Raw genomic sequence first — 17,340 nt, forward strand, 5'->3', positions numbered from 1 at the left:
TGTAATCTACCAGTGTCTTGTTTGTAAACTAAACGAAAATCTATAGTTTTGCGGCAAAGCGTTGAAAGTTGCACAAAACGACCGGCTAAACTAACCGAAAAACGTTGTTTCACCACACTCAATGGTTTATTAACTGTCAAACAATAACCTGATAAGTATGAAAAAAGTATCCCTGTTCGTAAGGGCGATGGGACTGGCTCTTTTGGCAGCGACAGGTGCCAGCGCCCAGTATAACCCGAAAGCCTCGTATGAAGGTCCCGCCAAATTGAACACCTGGTCGGTTTCTGTCATGGGTGGACCCACTCAGTTCTTTGGAGACCTGCGGGAATATGACTTCTACCCGGTCGCAAAAACCAGTTTTGACAGCTATAACGAACGGAAATCAGCGTTTTTCGGAGTAGCCGTCGGCAAACAGTTGTCGCACCTCTTCGGCCTCCAGCTCGATGGCCAGTTTGGTAACCTGGTCGGGATGAAACGTCGGCTCTATTACTCCTACTTCCGCTCCAACTTCATCCAAACCGATTTGACGGGAAGTGTCAACCTGAAAAGTCTGTTGTTTGGAATCAATAAAATGAAGCGGTGGAAGATCGACGCCTACACAGGTATTGGTGTGGTTTTCTTCAAGTCGACGGCTTACGAGCTGGGAACCGGCCGCGTTCGTCGCTGGACCAAAACCAACAATGGTGACGGCATTCTGCGCGAAGCCAAATACGAAAAAGACTGGGCTATCCCCGTTGGTGTTGCCGTAAACTACGAACTGAGCTCCCGGTTTGATCTGGGTCTGGATTTCCGGTTTACAAACGTCAATACGGACCGTCTGGATGCGACCATCGGTGGTAACAGTTCCAGCTATTTCGACGGTTTCGGTAGCCGGGGCCAGTTCGACAACCCGTTCGAACGCAGAGGAGAGTCGAGCTTGGATAAACTGGGTTATGCTGCCGTTTCGGTAACTTATAAACTGGGTAAAAATGCCATCAAAGTTCAGAAAGTGAATGGCAAGTATGAATACGATACGACGAAAGGGACGTACCACCTGCGCTGGACCGATCCGAAGAACCTGATCAAACCACCGGTTATCCTGACGCTGGAGCAAATCGACTCCGTTGCTAAGGCCAACCGTCCGAAAGACATCGATCCGAAACTGTTGATGGATACGGATAATGACGGGGTTTCTGACTACTTCGATCGCCAACCGAATACGCCCGCCGGTAGCATCGTCTCCGGTGCCGGTGAAGCCATCGACTTCGACAAGTACGTGAGTGCCGCGCTGCCGGGCATCGCCTGTGCCGAAATCCTGACGAACGTGACGTTCGATACGGATAAAAATATCATCAAACCGCAGTTCTACGACATGCTGAACAAGGTGGTTGAGTTACTGAACAAAACGCAGTGCCGTCTGCAACTGTCGGGCCACGCCGACCGTCGGGCATCCGATCGGTACAACATCGCGCTGTCGCGTCGCCGGGTCGAGGCTGTTAAAAACTACCTCGTGAAACAAGGTCTGAACGATCCGAACCGGATCATTATCGACTACTTCGGTTCTTTCAAACCCATCGGCGATAACTCGCGGGCGGGTCTGACGAAAAACCGTCGGGTTGAACTGCGCCTGGTTCCGTAACCGAATTCTAGAATTTCATAGTCTAAAAAGCCCCGGAGGTGTAACCTGCCGGGGCTTTTTGCGTCTTATAATTACTGTTTTGTCTGAGAATGATCGTATAATTTCGCGAAATAGTTGGTTTTGTGCCGAGGAGTATATATTTGCTGACAGAAACAAAACGAGCACAATAAGTGCCTCTATGTCGGAGACGATAGGCAATTAAAACAGGATCAGGAACGATCATCGGTCTTTTAATGCGCTAAAAAGTGTACGAAGAATTAAAACAAAAACAAAAACAAATTGCTGTCATCGGTTTAGGGTATGTTGGTTTACCCATCGCGCTGGAGTTTGCCCGGCAGTTCAAAGTCATCGGTTTCGACATCAACCCCGCGCGCGTTGCCATGATGCGGAGAGGAGAGGACCCTTCACACGAATTGAGCCCGGAAGCCTTCGAAGGCTGTGACATTACCTTTACCGACGACCTGGAGTCGTTGCGCCAGGCGCATTTTTACGTTGTAGCTGTCCCGACACCCGTCGACGATTACAAAGTGCCGGATCTGAAACCGCTGCAACGGGCATCCGAAACCGTTGGGAAGGTGCTGAAACCGGGGGATTACGTTGTGTATGAATCGACCGTTTATCCGGGGTGTACGGAAGAAGACTGCCTGCCTATTCTGGAACAACAGTCGGGCCTGAATCTGGGCGTTGACTTTAAAATAGGCTATTCACCCGAACGGATTAACCCCGGCGATAAGGAACGCACCCTGACAACCATCCTGAAAATTGTCTCGGGTAGCGACGCCGAAGCGCTGGAGGAAATTGCCGCCGTTTACGGCAGTATTATCCGGGCCGGTATTTACAAAGCGCCGACCATTAAAGTTGCCGAAGCCGCCAAGGTGATCGAGAACACGCAGCGCGACCTGAATATCTCGCTGATGAACGAACTGTCGATCATTTTTGACAAAATGAATATTGACACGCAGGAAGTCATCAAGGCCGCCGGGACGAAGTGGAACTTCCTGAAATTCACGCCGGGGCTTGTGGGCGGCCATTGCATTGGCGTCGATCCGTATTACCTGCTGTACAAAGCCCGCCAACTGGGCTACGATCCGCAGGTCATTCACAGCGGTCGGCGGATCAACGACGGCATGCCAGCCTATATCGCGACCAAGCTGGTTCAGATGCTCATCAAAAAGGGCAAAGCGCCCCAGCAGACGAAAGTGCTGGTGATGGGCATCACGTTCAAAGAAAACGTATCGGATATCCGCAACTCCAAGGTGGCGGATCTGGTGCGGGAATTGATGAAATACTCGGTCAATGTGCACATTGTCGATGAGCACGCATCGCCGAACGAGGTTGCTCACGAGTACAACCTGACGCTGATGGACTCACCCTCAAGCCAGTACGATGCCGTAGTGATGGCCGTAGCGCACGATGCCTATAAAAAGCTTGACATTGCCTACTTCCGGTCGATCATGAACGGAAACCCCATTCTGCTGGATTTGAAAGGATTGTTTTCCGGTGCAGAAACCGAAGGGGTTGAATACTGGCGGATGTAGTCCATCACATATGGTTTTACAGGCAATATCCTTATGTCGGGTCTTTTCTGATTGTACGACAATACTTGGAAGAAAAATAACCCGACCGACTGTTACATTTGGTATTCTTCTGCGTCTCAATAAGGGACACTTACTGCAAGCTGTTTCTACCTGTGTTTACAGTCGTTTGTTTGTGCACAATATTTTTATTTCCAAAGGATTTGACCCTTGAACGATGCGTCAGTCAAGCAAGCCAGACAAAACCGTACGCCGTATCCTTATTGTTGATGATCATTCCATTGTGCGTTCGGGCATCCGGTTATTGTTAAAAGAACGATATAGCACTTTGGAAGTCCATGAAGCGAAAAATGGCAGTACCGCCTTCGGTCAGATTATCGCGCAGGGGTATGACCTGGTTGTTATGGACATCAATATGCCCAATACCGATACGTTCAGTCTGCTGCAAAACATCCGCGCAATAACCCCGGATTTGCCCATCATGATTTTTACGATCATGACCGAATACGCTTTTGCCAAACGGTATTTGCAGTCGGGGGTGAAAGGATATGTCAGCAAACAGGCCGAGGACGATGAAATCCTGAGCGCCATCCACGCGATTCTGTTGGGAAAGCAGTACATCCAGCATGAGCTACTGGAACAAATGGTCAATGATAATCACTTCCACCAGGAGCTAGATCCCTTTGGCTTGCTTTCAAACCGGGAGCTGGAAATTGCCTATCATCTGGTGAGGGGAAAATCCGTAAGCCATATCGCTGACGCCCTGAACATTCACACGTCTACCGTAGGAACGCATAAAGCCCGGATTTTCGAAAAGCTGAAAGTCGACAATGTAGTTGTTATGAAGGATTTAGCCTCCTATTACCGGCTAATTTGAGTACCTTTTACTATGATTCACACCAACTAAAAAACCGCAGCGATTCCGTTGCGGTTTTCTTTTATGGCTGAATACGCTTATATCTTCCCGCCCTTCACATCTTTCCCGATCGCCAGCAGTTGCTCCGGCGTTTGGTAGCCAAGTACTTTCCGGACTACTTTCCCGTCGCCATCGATGAACAGCAGTGTAGGATATCCTTCCAGCGGATACTGCATGGCGAGCTCAGGACCTTCGCCTTTTTCCATGTCGATCTTCACATTAATGAACTCCTTGTTGAAAAGATCACCCACTTCTTTTTGCGTGAAAACGTTCTTTTGCAGTAGCTTACAGGGGCCGCACCAGCTTGTGTAGGCGTCGAGGAAGATGATTTTTTTCTCGGCTTTGGCCTTGGCCAGGTGAGCCTTCCAGGACGCTTCCGAGAACTGAATACCGGGCTCGTTGCCGGTGGCCGGCATTTCTGTTTCCGGCGCTTCGGGCGTTGATTCATTCACCGCCAGGGCGCTGGTTTCGGTTTCGCTGGTAGCTGCGTCTTTCGATTCGCTTTGGGTATTGCAGGCGATGGATAACAGGGCCAGTACCCCGACCAGAGACATTAAACGTACTTTCTTCATGGCACAAGAGTCGATTATAATGACATTATAACGAGGAACTTCGCCCGATTTGTTTCCACCGGCTGAAAATTACCGGATAAACCCCGAATTCCTGTACAATTTTAAGCAAAAATAACGATTTCGACGCGTGCCGTGTGACCATTTTCCGGCGGGTGTGATACTCTTCTCGAAACTTTACGAACTTTGCGGTCGGAAACCGGTTCTAAAACCGGCTACTACATCGTATGGAAGTAAAACAAGCAGAGTTCGTCATGAGCAATTCCGATCCGGCCCGGTGTCCCAAACCGGATCGGCCCGAATACGCCTTTATCGGGCGCTCGAATGTCGGAAAATCGTCGCTCATCAACATGCTGACAACCCGGCACAAGCTGGCAAAAACCTCGCAAACGCCCGGAAAAACCCAGTTGATCAACCACTTTCTGATCAACAATGAGTGGTATCTGGTCGATTTGCCGGGCTACGGTTTTGCCAAGGCGCCCCAGCGTGAGCGCGAAAAGTGGGAAAAAATGATCGACAGTTACCTCACCAACCGCTCCAACCTGATCTGTACCTTCGTGCTGGTCGACGGTCGGATTGATCCGCAGCGCATCGACCTCGAATTTATGGAACGAATGGGCGAACGCGGATTACCGTTTGCCATCATCTTCACCAAAACTGAGAAAAGCAGCACGAACGCCATCCAGCAAATGGTCAAAAACTACCGACAGACCTTGCTGAAAACCTGGTCGGAACTGCCGCCGATGTTCATCTCGTCGTCGGTGAGCAACCGGGGCCGGGAAGAGATTCTGGGGTATATCGACCAGCTCAATCGGGAATACGAGGGGCAGCTCGATCCGAAAAAATAAGCCGGTTTTTCAAAAAAGGAACGGCGGAAAAAACAGGCTAAATCTGCGCGGTTTTTACCATTGCCGGGAGAGAAACCGTATCTTTGCCGTTCAGTTTTTTGAAAAAAGTGGCAATAACCAACTTAAATCGACCGTTACCCATTAAACAAGCAGCATGGAAGCGCTGAAAGAAATTGCAAATATTGCCGGAAAAGGCGGCCTTTTTCGGATTGTAAAACCCAGCCGGGCCGGCGTGATTGTGGAAGCCCTCGACGAGAAGAAAGAAAAGTCGATGATTGGCCCCACCGCCCGGGTTTCGGTCCTGAAAGACATTTCGATTTATACGGACAACGAGGAGCAGTCGAAGCCGCTGGGTGATGTGTTTCTGGCGATTTACGAAAAATACGCCGACGAGTTGCCCATCACGCCCAAGTCAGCTTCGAATGACGAACTGGCCGATTTCATCGCCGAAGTCGTACCGGAATACGACCGCGACCGCGTGCATATGTCGGATGTGAAAAAGATGTTGAGTTGGTATATTATTTTACGGAAATACCTGCCGGAAGCGTTTGAAACGAAAGCCGAAGAAACGCCCGAAGCTAGCGCCCCGGAAGCTGAAACGCCCTCCAATGCGATTGAAGCCCCGGAAGAGAAAGCATAACGATTTTCCATTTTCAGTAAAATTGAAAAAGCAGGAACTGGCCTTTGGCTTTCCTGCTTTTTTTAATTTTTGGAGAGAAAAGACGGGTGACAAGAGACATGAGAAAAAGAAGCAAGGTCTTATTCTTTTGTCTCATGTCTTTTTTACAACCACTTCCGCATGTTCTCTTCCGAAAAACCGGCGCTGGACGTCATGCCTTTGCCGCCGATGCCGGTGATGATGTGGATGTTTTCCAGATCTTTCTCGAAAATTTCGTCGGAAGTCTGAGCGTAAAAACCGGCCCAGGCGCGTTGGATGCGGTCGATAGGGAAGGTCACGATGCGACGGGCTTCTTCGATCATCAGGTGGTTGATGTCCTCTTTCGTGTCGAAACCGAGGTCGTCGGTCTGCCTAGCCGTAGCGTATTCGTGCGAGTCGCCGAGGATGATTGAGCCATCGAGCGCCTGTTTGAACAGGATGTGAATGCCCCACTTTTTCAATTCAGTCAGGTGGGCGGGCGTTTGCAGGCTGGCGAACGAAGGACATTCGGTAAACGACTCGTACCGCCGGATGGTCAGGCCGGTCAGGATGTTGCCGGGCAGGGCGACTTCCGGCATCGGCACGGTTTGCAGCATTTGCAGCTTGCTGACAATCAACCCGCTTTCGGCAAACAGATCCGGAAATAACAACCGAAATTCGCTGCCGTTGCACAGCAGCACTTTTCCGGCCTGAAACCGCTCTCCGTTGGCCAGTTGCACGCTGGCCCCACCCGCCGTCGATTCACAACCAACTACGGCGGTGTTGTTATGGTACGTCACGGTCGGGTATTTGGTGGTCAGGTAGGTAATCAGGCGGTGAATCATGCGGTCGGGTTCCACACTCACTTCTTCGGGAAATACCACCGCGCCGTAGACGTAATCGGGCCGCAAAACCGGGTATTTCGCCATAGTTTGCGCTTTTGTCCAAAGTTCGCAGGGGTAATCGTCGGCCCGGCGTCGGTCGTACAACTCATTTGCTAACTGCCATTCGTCGGCATCGGAGGCAATGTACACCGAGCCGTTTTGCCGCACCGTAATGTCAAATTCCTGCTGAATTTCCCGGTACAGTTCCAGACTGCGCCGACCATATGGATACCAGCGACCGCCCAGCCCGGAAGGCACGACCTGCCCAAAATTCCGAACGGTGGCGCTCACGGGCCGGTTATCTTTTTCCAGCAACAAAACCCGCTTGCCCGCGCGGGCGGCCTGGAGCGCATGAAACGTTCCCAATACGCCCGAACCGATAATTATAAAGTCAAAAGAAGCCAAGAGGAGATCGAGTTATGGGTGAAAGGTGTACGGTTTACAGTTTTCGGTGTTTCGTTTACAACTTCGCTATTCGGTGTTCGTTATTCGCTATTCAATATTTAAGCATCGAACAACGAATATCGAATAATGAACACTGAATAACGAGCACCGAGTACTGAAAACCGAAAACCGGCTACTGCAAAACCGCCGGTAACTCCCGCAGCGAAGCCAGTAGCCGGTCGTGCGGATAGGAGGCCAATTGAGCAAGGGTATGGGTGCCGTTGACAACGCCGAGGTTCAGCCCGACGTCAGCGGCCTGGCCCGAGAGCAGATCGGACGGCGTATCGCCAATGTTGACCACCCGCTTGGGATCGGTAACGTTCAGGATGCGCATCGCTTTATGGATCATCAACGGATGCGGACGACCTTTTTCGACCTCGTCGCTGGCGATGGAAAGTTGAATGGTCGTCTGGTCGTTGCCGAGGTAGTTTTCGTCCAGACCGTTCAGCCAGCCCAGTTTTTCCAGGATTATGTCCGTAACTCTGCGGTAAAAACCGGTCGTCAGGGCGATTTTGATGCCGTTTTCCCGCAAAAACGCAAACGTTTCCAGACAGCCTTCGGTGGGCGTGACGGGCTGCGTCCGGTAGTGATTTTCCAGGATTTCGGTGAAAAGCTGGTAGGAGTGATCGACCCGGTTTTTCAGTTCGTCGGGCGTTGGAGCGCCGAGTTGTTCCTGCCAGAGCGTTTCGAACACAAACCGCTTGGCCAATCCCTGCATCGCCAGAATCCGCTCGTCACTGACAATTAGCCCGGTTTGCGAAGCCGCCTGGGCAAAACACTGTTCGACTTCGTGCTGGTCCGTTACGGTGGTACCGGCCATGTCGAAAACCACCAATTGAAATGTATTCATTTTTCGGGAAGAAGGGATAGACGATCAAACCCCAAACTTACGAAAGCCGGGCTGATTGGCCGTTATCGGTGTATTAAATTCCTCGCTTTCTTGGGGGTATGGCGGCTGCTTCGTAGATTCCGGTTTTCAGCCAACCGGCAACGGTTAGGCTCAGTTTCCTACTATTTTTTCCGGGTTGAATTGTATGGCCTATCGCAGTTCCGTTCGAAATACCACGTATCGCTTCGATGACCTGAAAACGCTGCTGGCGAAAGCCACCCCGCTGCGGTCGGGCGATCAACTGGCGGGCGTGGCCGCTCAAACCGCCGAGGAGCGGGTGGCCGCTCAGATGGCGCTGGCCGATCTGCCCTTGACCACCTTCCTGAACGAAGCCGTTGTACCGTACGAAACCGACGAGGTAACCCGGCTGATTCTGGATACGCACGACGCTGATTCGTTTGCCCTAATCCGGCACCTGACGGTTGGCGATTTTCGGAACTACCTGCTTTCGGATGCGGTGGATACGCAAACCCTGGCCCGCTTGCAGGCCGGTTTGACACCGGAAATGGTGGCCGCCGTGAGCAAGCTCATGCGGAACCAGGACTTGATAACCGTGTCGGCCAAATGCGAAGTGGTTACCCGGTTTCGGAACACGATCGGGCTGAAAGGACGGTTTTCGACGCGCCTGCAACCCAATCACCCCACCGACGATTTTCGGGGCATTGCGGCCAGTATCGTCGATGGCCTGTTTTACGGCAGTGGCGATGCCGTGATCGGCATCAACCCCGCCACCGATCACGTGCGGACCGTCATGCGATTGGTCGAAATGATGGACCAGATCCGGCAGCGGTTCGCTATTCCGACACAATCGTGTGTGTTGAGCCATATCACCACCACGCTTCAGGCCATCGAGCAGGGCGCACCGGTGGATCTGGTATTTCAGTCGATTGGCGGTACCGAAGCTGTCAATGCGTCGTTCGGCGTTAATCTGGCGGTTTTGCGCGAGGGCTTTGATGCTGCCCGTTCGCTGCGTCGCGGAACGGTGGGAGCGAACGCCTTATACTTCGAAACCGGGCAGGGGAGCGCCCTGTCGGCCAATGCGCACCACGGCGTCGATCAGCAAACCTGCGAGGTGCGGGCCTACGCGGTTGCCCGGCTTTTTGAACCGCTGCTGGTCAACACGGTCGTCGGATTTATCGGGCCGGAGTACTTGTACAACGGTAAACAGATCATCCGGGCCGGTTTGGAAGACCACTGCTGCGGGAAGCTGCTGGGCCTGCCGATGGGCGTCGATATTTGCTACACAAACCACGCCGAGGCCGATCAGGACGACATGGACACGCTGTTGACGCTGCTCGGCACGGCGGGCGTCAACTTCATCATGGGCATTCCGGGGGCCGACGACGTGATGCTGCACTACCAGAGTACGTCGTTTCACGATGCCTTGTACGTGCGGGATGTGTGCCGGTTGCGGCCCGCGCCAGAGTTCGAAGCCTGGTTGCTCCGGATGGAATTGATCAACGAAGACGGAAAACTGTTGCCGGTTCAACCCTCGCACCGTCTTTTACAAGCTGCTGGTTTATGAACCACCTGCCTGACCAACCCGATCCCTGGGCTTTTATGCAAAGCCACACCCCGGCCCGCATCGCGCAGGGACGAACCGGCCACAGCCTACCCACCCGCGCCCTGCTCGCTTTCCAGCTCGACCACGCCCGCGCCCGCGATGCGGTGTATTCCGGTTTAAGCGGGGACGAATTATTGACCAGCCTGGAAACCATTCAGGCACCGGTTTTGCGCTTGCACAGCCAGGCCGCCGACCGAACGCAGTACCTGCAACGACCGGATTGGGGTCGCAGGCTGAACGACGTCAGCCGGACGGTTTTGGCCGGTTTTACCAACGACGCCGATGAGAAACAGTTTGACCTGTGCGTAGTAATTGCCGATGGGTTGTCGGCCACGGCCATCAACCGCCATGCCGTCGCGGTGGTGAGCGGGCTGGCCGAAGCGATTCGGAAACTGGGCTGGTCGCTGGCGCCGTTGTGCGTGGTAGAACAGGGCCGGGTGGCGATTGGCGACGAAATCGGCCATGCGCTGAACGCCGAAACCGTCGTTGTGTTGATCGGTGAGCGGCCGGGCCTGACTTCGCCCGACAGCCTGGGTGCGTACCTGACGTTTGGCCCAAAACCGGGTCTGACCGACGAAGCCCGGAACTGCATTTCCAACATCCGGCCGGAAGGCCTGCCGTACGAAGCGGCCGTGCAAAAACTGCTCTATTTGCTGACCGAGATGAAAAACCGGCGGTTGTCGGGCGTTCAACTGAAGGACGAATTCGATGATAATTTGCTGACGCCTTAACGCAGGGGCGGTAAGGTGGCTTTCAGGCGCGTTGTCAGGAAGACTTTCTTGCCGGAAATGCGTTCCAGCATCGGTTTCAGGATTTTGTCGGCATTCTGGCGGGTTTGTTCAAGTATCCCGCTGTTCTGCGCCGACTGCCGGATCTGACTTTCGGCCCGGCGGTAGGCTTCGCTGACCAGTTGCGCTTCTTCAAAAAAAGCGTATTCGGTATTGAACACCCGCGAGCGCCGGTGGTCGATTTTGTACGAACAGATTTCCGGATCGGGCAGGTGGACGATCAGGCTGTCGCCCTCGGCGATGATGTCGTCGGCCGTGATTTTAGTCAGGTCGAGGCAGCCAATGGCTTCGCCTTCCACGATCAGCACGGCTTTGGGGTTGGGCAGCCATTCGCGCACCAACTGATGCTCAACAATGTCTTTGAAGCGGTATTTGACCAGTTCCAGCTTTCCTAATTCCGTCACTTCCTGCAAGACAACGGTTTGCGTGGTTTGTTCCGGTTTTCGCAGTCCGCTGAAAACCGACCAGTTCCGAACCTGTTCCCAAAAGAATACCAGGCCGACCACCAGCAGGATGATCAGAAAAAAACGCAGCAGGGAGTTGATAAAACGAGTCATCTTTTCGTACCCACGGACCGGGCCGCGCAGGCTTTAGTCCGTGTGAGTTAGTATAAACATTCTGAGCGAAAAACTCCCAAAACACGGACTAAAGTCCGTGAGTACGGACGAACGAAAAATCCCAAACCAATCGCTTAGTTTGGGACCTCGGAACTTGATTCATCATAGGTTAGTGAAAATGTTGGGAGTTATCGACCGGCTGTTTTTCCAGGTCGAATAAATCCGTCAGAACATCGATGAGTGTGTCGGCTTCGCCCCGTTTGCAGGCGGCTTTCAGTTGCAAAACCGGCGCTTTCATGATTTTCTGCATAATGCTGCGCGTAATCTTCTCCACTTTTTCCGACTCCTCGGCCGTCATGTTTTTCAAGTGACGGGCAATTTCCTCTTTCCGAATCTGCTCCAGCGCATTTTTGAACTTATTGATCGTGGGTGACACGATCATCTCGCGCGACCAGTCGTTGAATTCGGCAATGGATTGATCGATGATGGCTTCCACCTGCGGAATCGACGCCATCCGGCGGCTCAGGGCTTCGTCGGCCCGGTTGCGGATGTGGTCGATGTTGTACAGCAGCACACCCGGCACCTGCTCGATGTTGACATCGACGCTCCGGGGAACTGACAGATCAAAGAAATATTTGAAGGTCAGGGAATTTAAGCCTGACAGCAATTCGGGGGTAATAAGCGGTTTTTCAACCAGAACCGACGAAATAATTACATCGGCTTTGGCAATCTCGTCCGTCAGGTTAGCAAAGTCGGCGACGCGAAAACCGTGTTTCTGCGCCAGGGCATCGGCTTTGGAACGGGTTCGGTTGCAGAGCGTAATTTGGGTCATTTTGCGGGCCGCGAGGTTTTCGCAGATGTCCGCGCCAATTTCGCCCAGGCCAACGACCAGAATCGACGGATTTGCCGGGCCGTATTCGGCCATGTGGGGGCAACCGCTGGCGCCCACCAGTTCTTCGATCAACTCAACGGCGGCATACGAAACCGAAGCGGCTCCGTCGCGGAAGCTGGTTTCCTGCGCTACCCGTTTGTTGGTGAAGAAGATCGTGTGCATCAACCGGTGCAGGAACGGCCCCGCCATGTCGAGGTCGGCCGACCACTGGTAGGCCTGTTTGACCTGATTCGGAATTTGCATATCGCCCACAACCTGCGAGTGCAGCCCGGTGCAGACTTCAAACAAGTGCCGGACGGCTGCGGCCTGGGTATCGAAAAAGTGAAAATACGGGAGGTAATCGTCCGTCGACGTGATGCCTTTCTCGGCGAGCAGCAGACGGGCAATATCCTGATTCAGGTTTTGGGAAGAGGTGTAATAAACCTCCGTACGGTTGCAGGTCGAGATGACCAGCGATTCCGTGGCTCCGAAGAACTCGCGGAGCTTGATCAGAAACTGCTTGGACTCGTCTTCGTTTAATGCAATTAGCTCCCGGACGGCCAGGGGCGCGGTTTTGTGAGAAAGGCTAATTGACTTAAAGAAATCGTGCATTGCTACTATTCAAAATAATGCCCAAAATTACGATACAATTCTCTATCAGAAAACACTGTTGGTCGAGATTCAGTTTACTGGTTACTTATTTAGAACCGCTATAAACTGTAACAAAGTTCTCTCCGTAAGATCCTATTTCCAAGTTTATTCCGGTGAGACGGGAATTCCGTGCATTGAATTGCCAGAATTGAGCGTTATGACGTAAATTCATGCGAAGTTAACCCGCTGTCTGGTTGGCTATTCTGATGATTATCAGCCCATCGGCTGATCCTTTTCAGGAAGACGGGAAAAGCCGCTGCGGGGTTGCCTGAAACCGACGAGTATGTTAAAATCATTGGATATTTATGGTCAGCGGAATACGCTGAAGATTGTCGTTGCCCTGAATTTGCTGCTGGTCGGGACGGCCTCGTTGCTATATACCAACCGCCTGGTTGAGAAGCTCGAAGCCCGCGAAGAAAGCTCGGTCCGGTTGTATGCCAAAGCGCTGTTTAACGTCTACAATCAGGATGCGAATGAAGACCTGACGTTCATCACCAAAGAGATCATTTTTGCCAACAAGGCGAACCACGTGCCAACCATCATTGTGGATGAAAAAGATGTCGTAATCGTGGATAATCTTGAATTTGAAGCGGGTATTTCAAAGGAAGAAAAAGAGCAGGAAGTTGCGTCCGAACTGGCAGAAATGAAAGCCGAGCACAAGCCCATTGTGATGGAGCGCGAAGACAACAGCCTGGCTTTTATCTACTACCACAACTCCTCGCTGCTGCTTCAACTCCGGTTTTTTCCGTATGTCCAACTGGCGGTGATGATCACGCTCGGTTTTCTGGCTTATCTGGCGTTCAGTTCGGCCCGGCGGGCGGAGCAAAACCGGGTCTGGGTGGGGTTGGCGAAGGAAACCGCCCACCAGTTGGGTACGCCCCTGTCGTCGCTGATGGCCTGGGTAGAGTACTTCCGGACCGACCCGGCCGTGGATGGTTCGATTACCGATGAGATCGAAAAAGATGTCAAACGGCTCGAAACCATCGCGGCCCGGTTTTCGAGCATCGGTTCGATTCCGACCCTGAAAAGCGAAAATATTTCAGAAACCGTTCTGCAATTTATCGCTTACCTCGAAAAACGGATTTCGACCAAGGTAAAGATGCACGTCGAAAACTTTCTGGTTGACGGCAAAGAGGTGAAGATCAATAAGTTGCTCTTTGAATGGGTGATTGAAAACATCTGCAAGAATGCCGTCGATGCCATGAGTGGGGTCGGTAGCCTGACCATCCGGTTGTTGCCGCTACCGAATAACGAGATTGCTATCGACATCACCGATACCGGCAAAGGCATCAGCAAGAAGAACCTGCAAAAAGTGTTTAATCCGGGCTATAGCACCAAAAAACGGGGCTGGGGCTTGGGCCTGACGCTGGCTAAACGGATCATTGAGGAATACCATGACGGGCGGCTGTTTGTCAAAAACTCGGAAGTCGGCCGGGGGACTACGTTCCGTATTCTGCTGAAAGAAAACGTCGTGAATGAAGGGGTGGTGGTGAAAGGTGAAAAAACCGTAAAAAGCGCCTGACGGGGCGCTTTTTACGGTTTTAGTAAAGGTTCTACTTACAAAGGCACCGAAATCGTGTCGGTTTCAACCACATTGCTCACGTTGAGCTTGCGGTCGCGAATCCGGATCGTGAACTTAACCGGCGTCATCCGGGCGTTGCGGGAACGTAGAAAGCTCTGCGAAAAATCCAGCGTCCCTTCCAATGGGCTGCCCTTGTCGTCCGGTTTTAGCCGGGGGAAAAAAAGGCGGTCTAAAACCGGCAGCGGAACGTATTCAAACCGGCCATTCACCAGCCGATACGTTTTCAACTCGTAGTTACCCCAGCCGATGTATTTAGCGGTATCCCGCTCTTCGGTCGAAGCACCCAGGTCGCCGTCGCCATCCTGAAACCGCACCGAAATCACCACCGAATCCTTCGGAACCTGTGAAAAATCGTCGAAAGCGGGGAAGGAATTCACCGAAGGCGAACTAATTTCGGGTGTATCGCTAAAATCAGGCGGTTCCAGACACCCGACCAGCAGGCCGGCTATCCCGAAAAAAAATAGACCTTTCCGAATAAATCGCGTAGACATCGTGTTAATCAACTAATCGTTACCAGTTCGTTATTCACCAGGCTTGCCTGAACAAGCCTATTTTTGAATCAATTTGTTACTTTCCAGTATTCGCCAGGAACTTCGAAACCGCATCGTGCAGCTTGCCGCCACCGGCGGATCGGCTTTCGAATCGGTCGCCCTGGACGTTTTTCGGTACCAGGCACGGTACAACCCGGTTTATGCGCAATACCTGCAATATTTGAGGGTTGAGCCTGAAAAGATACAAACCATTGGGCAAATTCCGTTTCTGCCAATTGCATTTTTCAAGAATCATCCCATTCTGACCCAACCAACGGAATCGACGTCCGACTTGCTGACGTTCGAGAGCAGCGGCACAACCGGAGCCACCACCAGCCGCCACCATGTGCCGGACCCCGCTTTGTATGATCAGGTCAGTCAGGCGTTGTTTGAGCGGGTTTACGGGCCACTCGAATGCTTCCATATTTTGGCGTTGCTGCCGTCTTATCTTGAACGAAATAACTCGTCGTTGGTGTATATGGTTCAGCGGTTTATTGAAAAAACCGGCTCCGATCGGTCGGGTTTTTTTCTGCGGAATACCGACGAACTGACCGCTACCTTACGCCAACTGGCCACCCATCCGGAACCTGACCGCAGCGTATTGCTCATCGGCGTCACCTTCGGGCTGCTCGACTGGGCTGAATCGGACACCGATTTCTCGTTTCTGCGCCAGATTCCCCGGCTGATTGTGATGGAAACCGGTGGCATGAAAGGCCGTCGGCAGGAATTGCTGCGCGAAGAAGTCCACGACATTTTGATGAATCGGCTCGGAGTCTCGGCTATTCATTCCGAATACGGTATGACCGAATTGCTGTCGCAGGCCTATTCGACGGGCGGGGGCGTTTTCCGGATGTCACCAACACTGCGAATTCGGCTCCGCGATGTAAACGACCCTTTTCACCTTTACCCGGCACCGGACGAGCGCGTAGCCGCGTCGGGAGAGATGGTTAGAGCGACGGGTGGCATCAATGTGATCGACCTGGCCAATCTGGATTCCTGTAGTTTTATCGAAACGCAGGATTTAGGCCAGTACGAAAAAAGCACGCCCGATGCCTTTCGGATCATCGGACGGTTTGACAATTCGGATATTCGGGGCTGTAATCTGATGGTACCTTAAGCGTAGGTTTCTACGTCATAGCGCGTAATTTGGTCTCCACATAAGATTACCAGTCGTTCAACGACATTCCGTAGTTCCCGGACGTTCCCGGTCCAGGGCAACGTCTGAAGGTAAGCCATGGCGTCGGGGGTAATTTCTTTCGTCGGGGCGCCATACTCTTCGGCAATGTCGTGCAGAAACTTCTCTGCCAGCAGCGACACGTCTTCCCGCCGGTCGGCCAGGGGCGGAACGTGAATCCGGATGACACTCAGGCGGTGAAACAAGTCTTCGCGGAAGTTCCCTTCCTGGATTTCTTTCCGGAGATCTTTGTTTGTGGCAGCGATGACCCGCACATTGATTTTTATTTCCTTATCACCGCCAACCCGGGTGATTTTGTTTTCCTGCAAAGCGCGTAACACCTTGGCCTGGGCCGACAGGCTCATGTCGCCGATTTCATCCAGAAAGAGCGTGCCACCGTCGGCCTGTTCGAACTTGCCCGCCCGGCGAGCCGTAGCGCCGGTGAATGCGCCTTTTTCGTGTCCAAAGAGTTCACTTTCAATTAGTTCGCTCGGAATGGCTGCGCAGTTCACCTCAATCAGCGGCATGACGGCCCGGCTTCCCTTTTCGTGAATCTGTTTGGCCACCATTTCTTTGCCGGAACCGTTGGGACCCGTAATCAGCACCCGGGCTTCGGTGGGCGCAACGCGCTCGATGGTTTCCTTAACCCGACGAATCGGCTCCGAATCACCTACAATCTCGTTGAGTTTGTAGATTCGTCGCTTCAGGGTTTTGGTTTCCATCACCAGCTTGGCTTTTTCAATGGCGTTGCGCACCGTCACCAGCAGGCGATTCAGATCGGGGGGTTTGATGATGAAGTCAAAAGCGCCCCGCTTGGTGGCTTCGACGGCATTTTCGACGTTCCCGTAGGCGGAAATCATGATAAACTGCGTTCCTTTTCCCACTTCGGCGGCTTTCAGCAGCAGTTCGAGGCCGTCCATCTTGGGCATCTTGATGTCGCACAGTGCCACGTCGTAGCTGTTTTGTTTGATCAGCTCTAGCCCTTCCTCTCCATCCTTTGCTTCGTCAACCTCGTACCCCTCATACTCCAGAATGTCGCGAAGGGCATCCCGGATACTTTTTTCATCGTCAACGATGATCAATCTCGCCATAAAATCAGTGTTACTTATATTATAACTACAGTTACTTGTCCGGGAAATAACCGATAGAAATCTGAATTTAAGTGGAAAGTAATAGAAAGGGATTTCAATAAGCAAGTGACGTCTTTGTTTTTTAAATCGAATTCGGCAAGAAAGAAAAAGAAACGGGTTCAAAATCGGTAAACACGCCCTGTAACGGATCGA

The 17,340-nt window shown here is 52.4% G+C and carries 16 protein-coding genes; 9 read left to right on the forward strand and 7 right to left on the reverse strand.

Features of this window, described 5'->3' with window-relative positions; translation table 11 throughout:
• Positions 1-157 precede the first annotated feature (157 nt).
• The 3 genes from ACO2Q8_RS12095 (at position 158) to ACO2Q8_RS12105 (ending at position 4,030) form a co-directional block, all read left to right on the forward strand.
• Complete coding sequence (locus tag ACO2Q8_RS12095) at positions 158-1,618, forward strand: OmpA family protein (RefSeq protein ID WP_423345070.1); 1,461 nt, start codon at positions 158-160, stop codon at positions 1,616-1,618.
• Between the two features lie 245 nt (positions 1,619-1,863).
• Positions 1,864-3,156, forward strand: a complete 1,293-nt coding sequence (locus tag ACO2Q8_RS12100) for a nucleotide sugar dehydrogenase (RefSeq protein ID WP_423345071.1) — start codon at positions 1,864-1,866, stop codon at positions 3,154-3,156.
• A 214-nt stretch (positions 3,157-3,370) separates the two neighbouring features.
• Positions 3,371-4,030: a response regulator gene (locus tag ACO2Q8_RS12105; RefSeq protein ID WP_423345072.1), complete on the forward strand. Its 660-nt coding sequence runs from the start codon at positions 3,371-3,373 to the stop codon at positions 4,028-4,030.
• A gap of 77 nt (positions 4,031-4,107) precedes the next feature.
• Here ACO2Q8_RS12105 and ACO2Q8_RS12110 read toward each other — a convergent pair whose 3' ends face one another.
• Positions 4,108-4,641, reverse strand: a complete 534-nt coding sequence (locus ACO2Q8_RS12110; protein ID WP_423345073.1) for a thioredoxin family protein — start codon at positions 4,639-4,641, stop codon at positions 4,108-4,110.
• Between the two features lie 224 nt (positions 4,642-4,865).
• Here ACO2Q8_RS12110 and yihA point away from each other — a divergent pair, with 224 nt between their 5' ends.
• Positions 4,866-5,486: a ribosome biogenesis GTP-binding protein YihA/YsxC gene (gene yihA, locus ACO2Q8_RS12115; protein WP_423345074.1), complete on the forward strand. Its 621-nt coding sequence runs from the start codon at positions 4,866-4,868 to the stop codon at positions 5,484-5,486.
• Positions 5,487-5,640: 154 nt separating this feature from the next.
• Complete coding sequence (locus tag ACO2Q8_RS12120; protein WP_423345075.1) at positions 5,641-6,126, forward strand: DUF5606 domain-containing protein; 486 nt, start codon at positions 5,641-5,643, stop codon at positions 6,124-6,126.
• Between the two features lie 143 nt (positions 6,127-6,269).
• On the opposite strand, the gene ACO2Q8_RS12125 is transcribed toward ACO2Q8_RS12120, so the two are convergent.
• Both ACO2Q8_RS12125 and ACO2Q8_RS12130 read right to left on the reverse strand, forming a co-directional pair.
• Entirely contained in the window at positions 6,270-7,412 is a 1,143-nt protein-coding gene (locus ACO2Q8_RS12125) for a TIGR03364 family FAD-dependent oxidoreductase (RefSeq protein WP_423345076.1), read from the reverse strand.
• 172 nt (positions 7,413-7,584) lie between these two features.
• The gene (locus ACO2Q8_RS12130; protein ID WP_423345077.1) at positions 7,585-8,301 is read right to left on the reverse strand and encodes an HAD family hydrolase; all 717 of its coding nucleotides are present in this window, start codon (positions 8,299-8,301) and stop codon (positions 7,585-7,587) included.
• Positions 8,302-8,485: 184 nt separating this feature from the next.
• On the opposite strand from ACO2Q8_RS12130, the gene ACO2Q8_RS12135 reads away from it, so the two are divergent.
• Positions 8,486-9,865 (forward strand): ethanolamine ammonia-lyase subunit EutB, encoded by a 1,380-nt coding sequence (locus tag ACO2Q8_RS12135; RefSeq protein ID WP_423345078.1) that lies wholly within the window; start codon positions 8,486-8,488, stop codon positions 9,863-9,865.
• Complete coding sequence (gene eutC, locus ACO2Q8_RS12140; protein WP_423345079.1) at positions 9,862-10,635, forward strand: ethanolamine ammonia-lyase subunit EutC; 774 nt, start codon at positions 9,862-9,864, stop codon at positions 10,633-10,635. The genes ACO2Q8_RS12135 and eutC overlap by 4 nt, the downstream gene beginning before the upstream one ends.
• Here the strand turns inward: eutC and ACO2Q8_RS12145 are convergent.
• Both ACO2Q8_RS12145 and hemA read right to left on the reverse strand, forming a co-directional pair.
• A complete protein-coding gene (locus ACO2Q8_RS12145) occupies positions 10,632-11,249 on the reverse strand; it encodes a DUF4230 domain-containing protein (RefSeq protein ID WP_423345080.1) in 618 nt (205 codons plus the stop codon). The genes eutC and ACO2Q8_RS12145 overlap by 4 nt on opposite strands.
• A gap of 169 nt (positions 11,250-11,418) precedes the next feature.
• Complete coding sequence (hemA, locus tag ACO2Q8_RS12150; protein WP_423345081.1) at positions 11,419-12,732, reverse strand: glutamyl-tRNA reductase; 1,314 nt, start codon at positions 12,730-12,732, stop codon at positions 11,419-11,421.
• Positions 12,733-13,054: 322 nt separating this feature from the next.
• Between hemA and ACO2Q8_RS12155 the strand changes: the two genes are divergently transcribed.
• Positions 13,055-14,293, forward strand: coding sequence for a sensor histidine kinase (locus ACO2Q8_RS12155; protein WP_423345082.1), 1,239 nt, complete (start codon positions 13,055-13,057; stop codon positions 14,291-14,293).
• 35 nt (positions 14,294-14,328) lie between these two features.
• On the opposite strand, the gene ACO2Q8_RS12160 is transcribed toward ACO2Q8_RS12155, so the two are convergent.
• Positions 14,329-14,844, reverse strand: coding sequence for a hypothetical protein (locus ACO2Q8_RS12160; protein WP_423345083.1), 516 nt, complete (start codon positions 14,842-14,844; stop codon positions 14,329-14,331).
• Between the two features lie 73 nt (positions 14,845-14,917).
• Here ACO2Q8_RS12160 and ACO2Q8_RS12165 point away from each other — a divergent pair, with 73 nt between their 5' ends.
• Positions 14,918-16,000 carry an acyl transferase gene (locus tag ACO2Q8_RS12165; protein ID WP_423345084.1) on the forward strand — a complete coding sequence of 361 codons (1,083 nt, stop codon included), beginning with the start codon at positions 14,918-14,920 and terminating at the stop codon, positions 15,998-16,000.
• On the opposite strand, the gene ACO2Q8_RS12170 is transcribed toward ACO2Q8_RS12165, so the two are convergent.
• On the reverse strand, positions 15,997-17,148 hold the full coding sequence (locus tag ACO2Q8_RS12170) for a sigma-54-dependent transcriptional regulator (protein ID WP_423345085.1): 1,152 nt from the start codon (positions 17,146-17,148) through the stop codon (positions 15,997-15,999). The genes ACO2Q8_RS12165 and ACO2Q8_RS12170 overlap by 4 nt on opposite strands.
• Positions 17,149-17,340 lie beyond the last annotated feature (192 nt).

The sequence above is a fragment of the Larkinella sp. VNQ87 genome, assembly GCF_049445795.1.
Taxonomy (GTDB): domain Bacteria; phylum Bacteroidota; class Bacteroidia; order Cytophagales; family Spirosomataceae; genus Larkinella.

Coding starts and splice junctions, on each gene's coding strand:
- hemA (WP_423345081.1), bottom strand. CDS start 12,732: ATGCACGATTTCTTTAAGTCAATTAGCCTTTCTCACAAAACCGCGCCC.
- eutC (WP_423345079.1), top strand. CDS start 9,862: ATGAACCACCTGCCTGACCAACCCGATCCCTGGGCTTTTATGCAAAGC.
- ACO2Q8_RS12095 (WP_423345070.1), top strand. CDS start 158: ATGAAAAAAGTATCCCTGTTCGTAAGGGCGATGGGACTGGCTCTTTTG.
- ACO2Q8_RS12155 (WP_423345082.1), top strand. CDS start 13,055: ATGTTAAAATCATTGGATATTTATGGTCAGCGGAATACGCTGAAGATT.
- yihA (WP_423345074.1), top strand. CDS start 4,866: ATGGAAGTAAAACAAGCAGAGTTCGTCATGAGCAATTCCGATCCGGCC.
- ACO2Q8_RS12130 (WP_423345077.1), bottom strand. CDS start 8,301: ATGAATACATTTCAATTGGTGGTTTTCGACATGGCCGGTACCACCGTA.
- ACO2Q8_RS12160 (WP_423345083.1), bottom strand. CDS start 14,844: ATGTCTACGCGATTTATTCGGAAAGGTCTATTTTTTTTCGGGATAGCC.
- ACO2Q8_RS12105 (WP_423345072.1), top strand. CDS start 3,371: ATGCGTCAGTCAAGCAAGCCAGACAAAACCGTACGCCGTATCCTTATT.
- ACO2Q8_RS12110 (WP_423345073.1), bottom strand. CDS start 4,641: ATGAAGAAAGTACGTTTAATGTCTCTGGTCGGGGTACTGGCCCTGTTA.
- ACO2Q8_RS12170 (WP_423345085.1), bottom strand. CDS start 17,148: ATGGCGAGATTGATCATCGTTGACGATGAAAAAAGTATCCGGGATGCC.
- ACO2Q8_RS12135 (WP_423345078.1), top strand. CDS start 8,486: ATGGCCTATCGCAGTTCCGTTCGAAATACCACGTATCGCTTCGATGAC.
- ACO2Q8_RS12120 (WP_423345075.1), top strand. CDS start 5,641: ATGGAAGCGCTGAAAGAAATTGCAAATATTGCCGGAAAAGGCGGCCTT.
- ACO2Q8_RS12145 (WP_423345080.1), bottom strand. CDS start 11,249: ATGACTCGTTTTATCAACTCCCTGCTGCGTTTTTTTCTGATCATCCTG.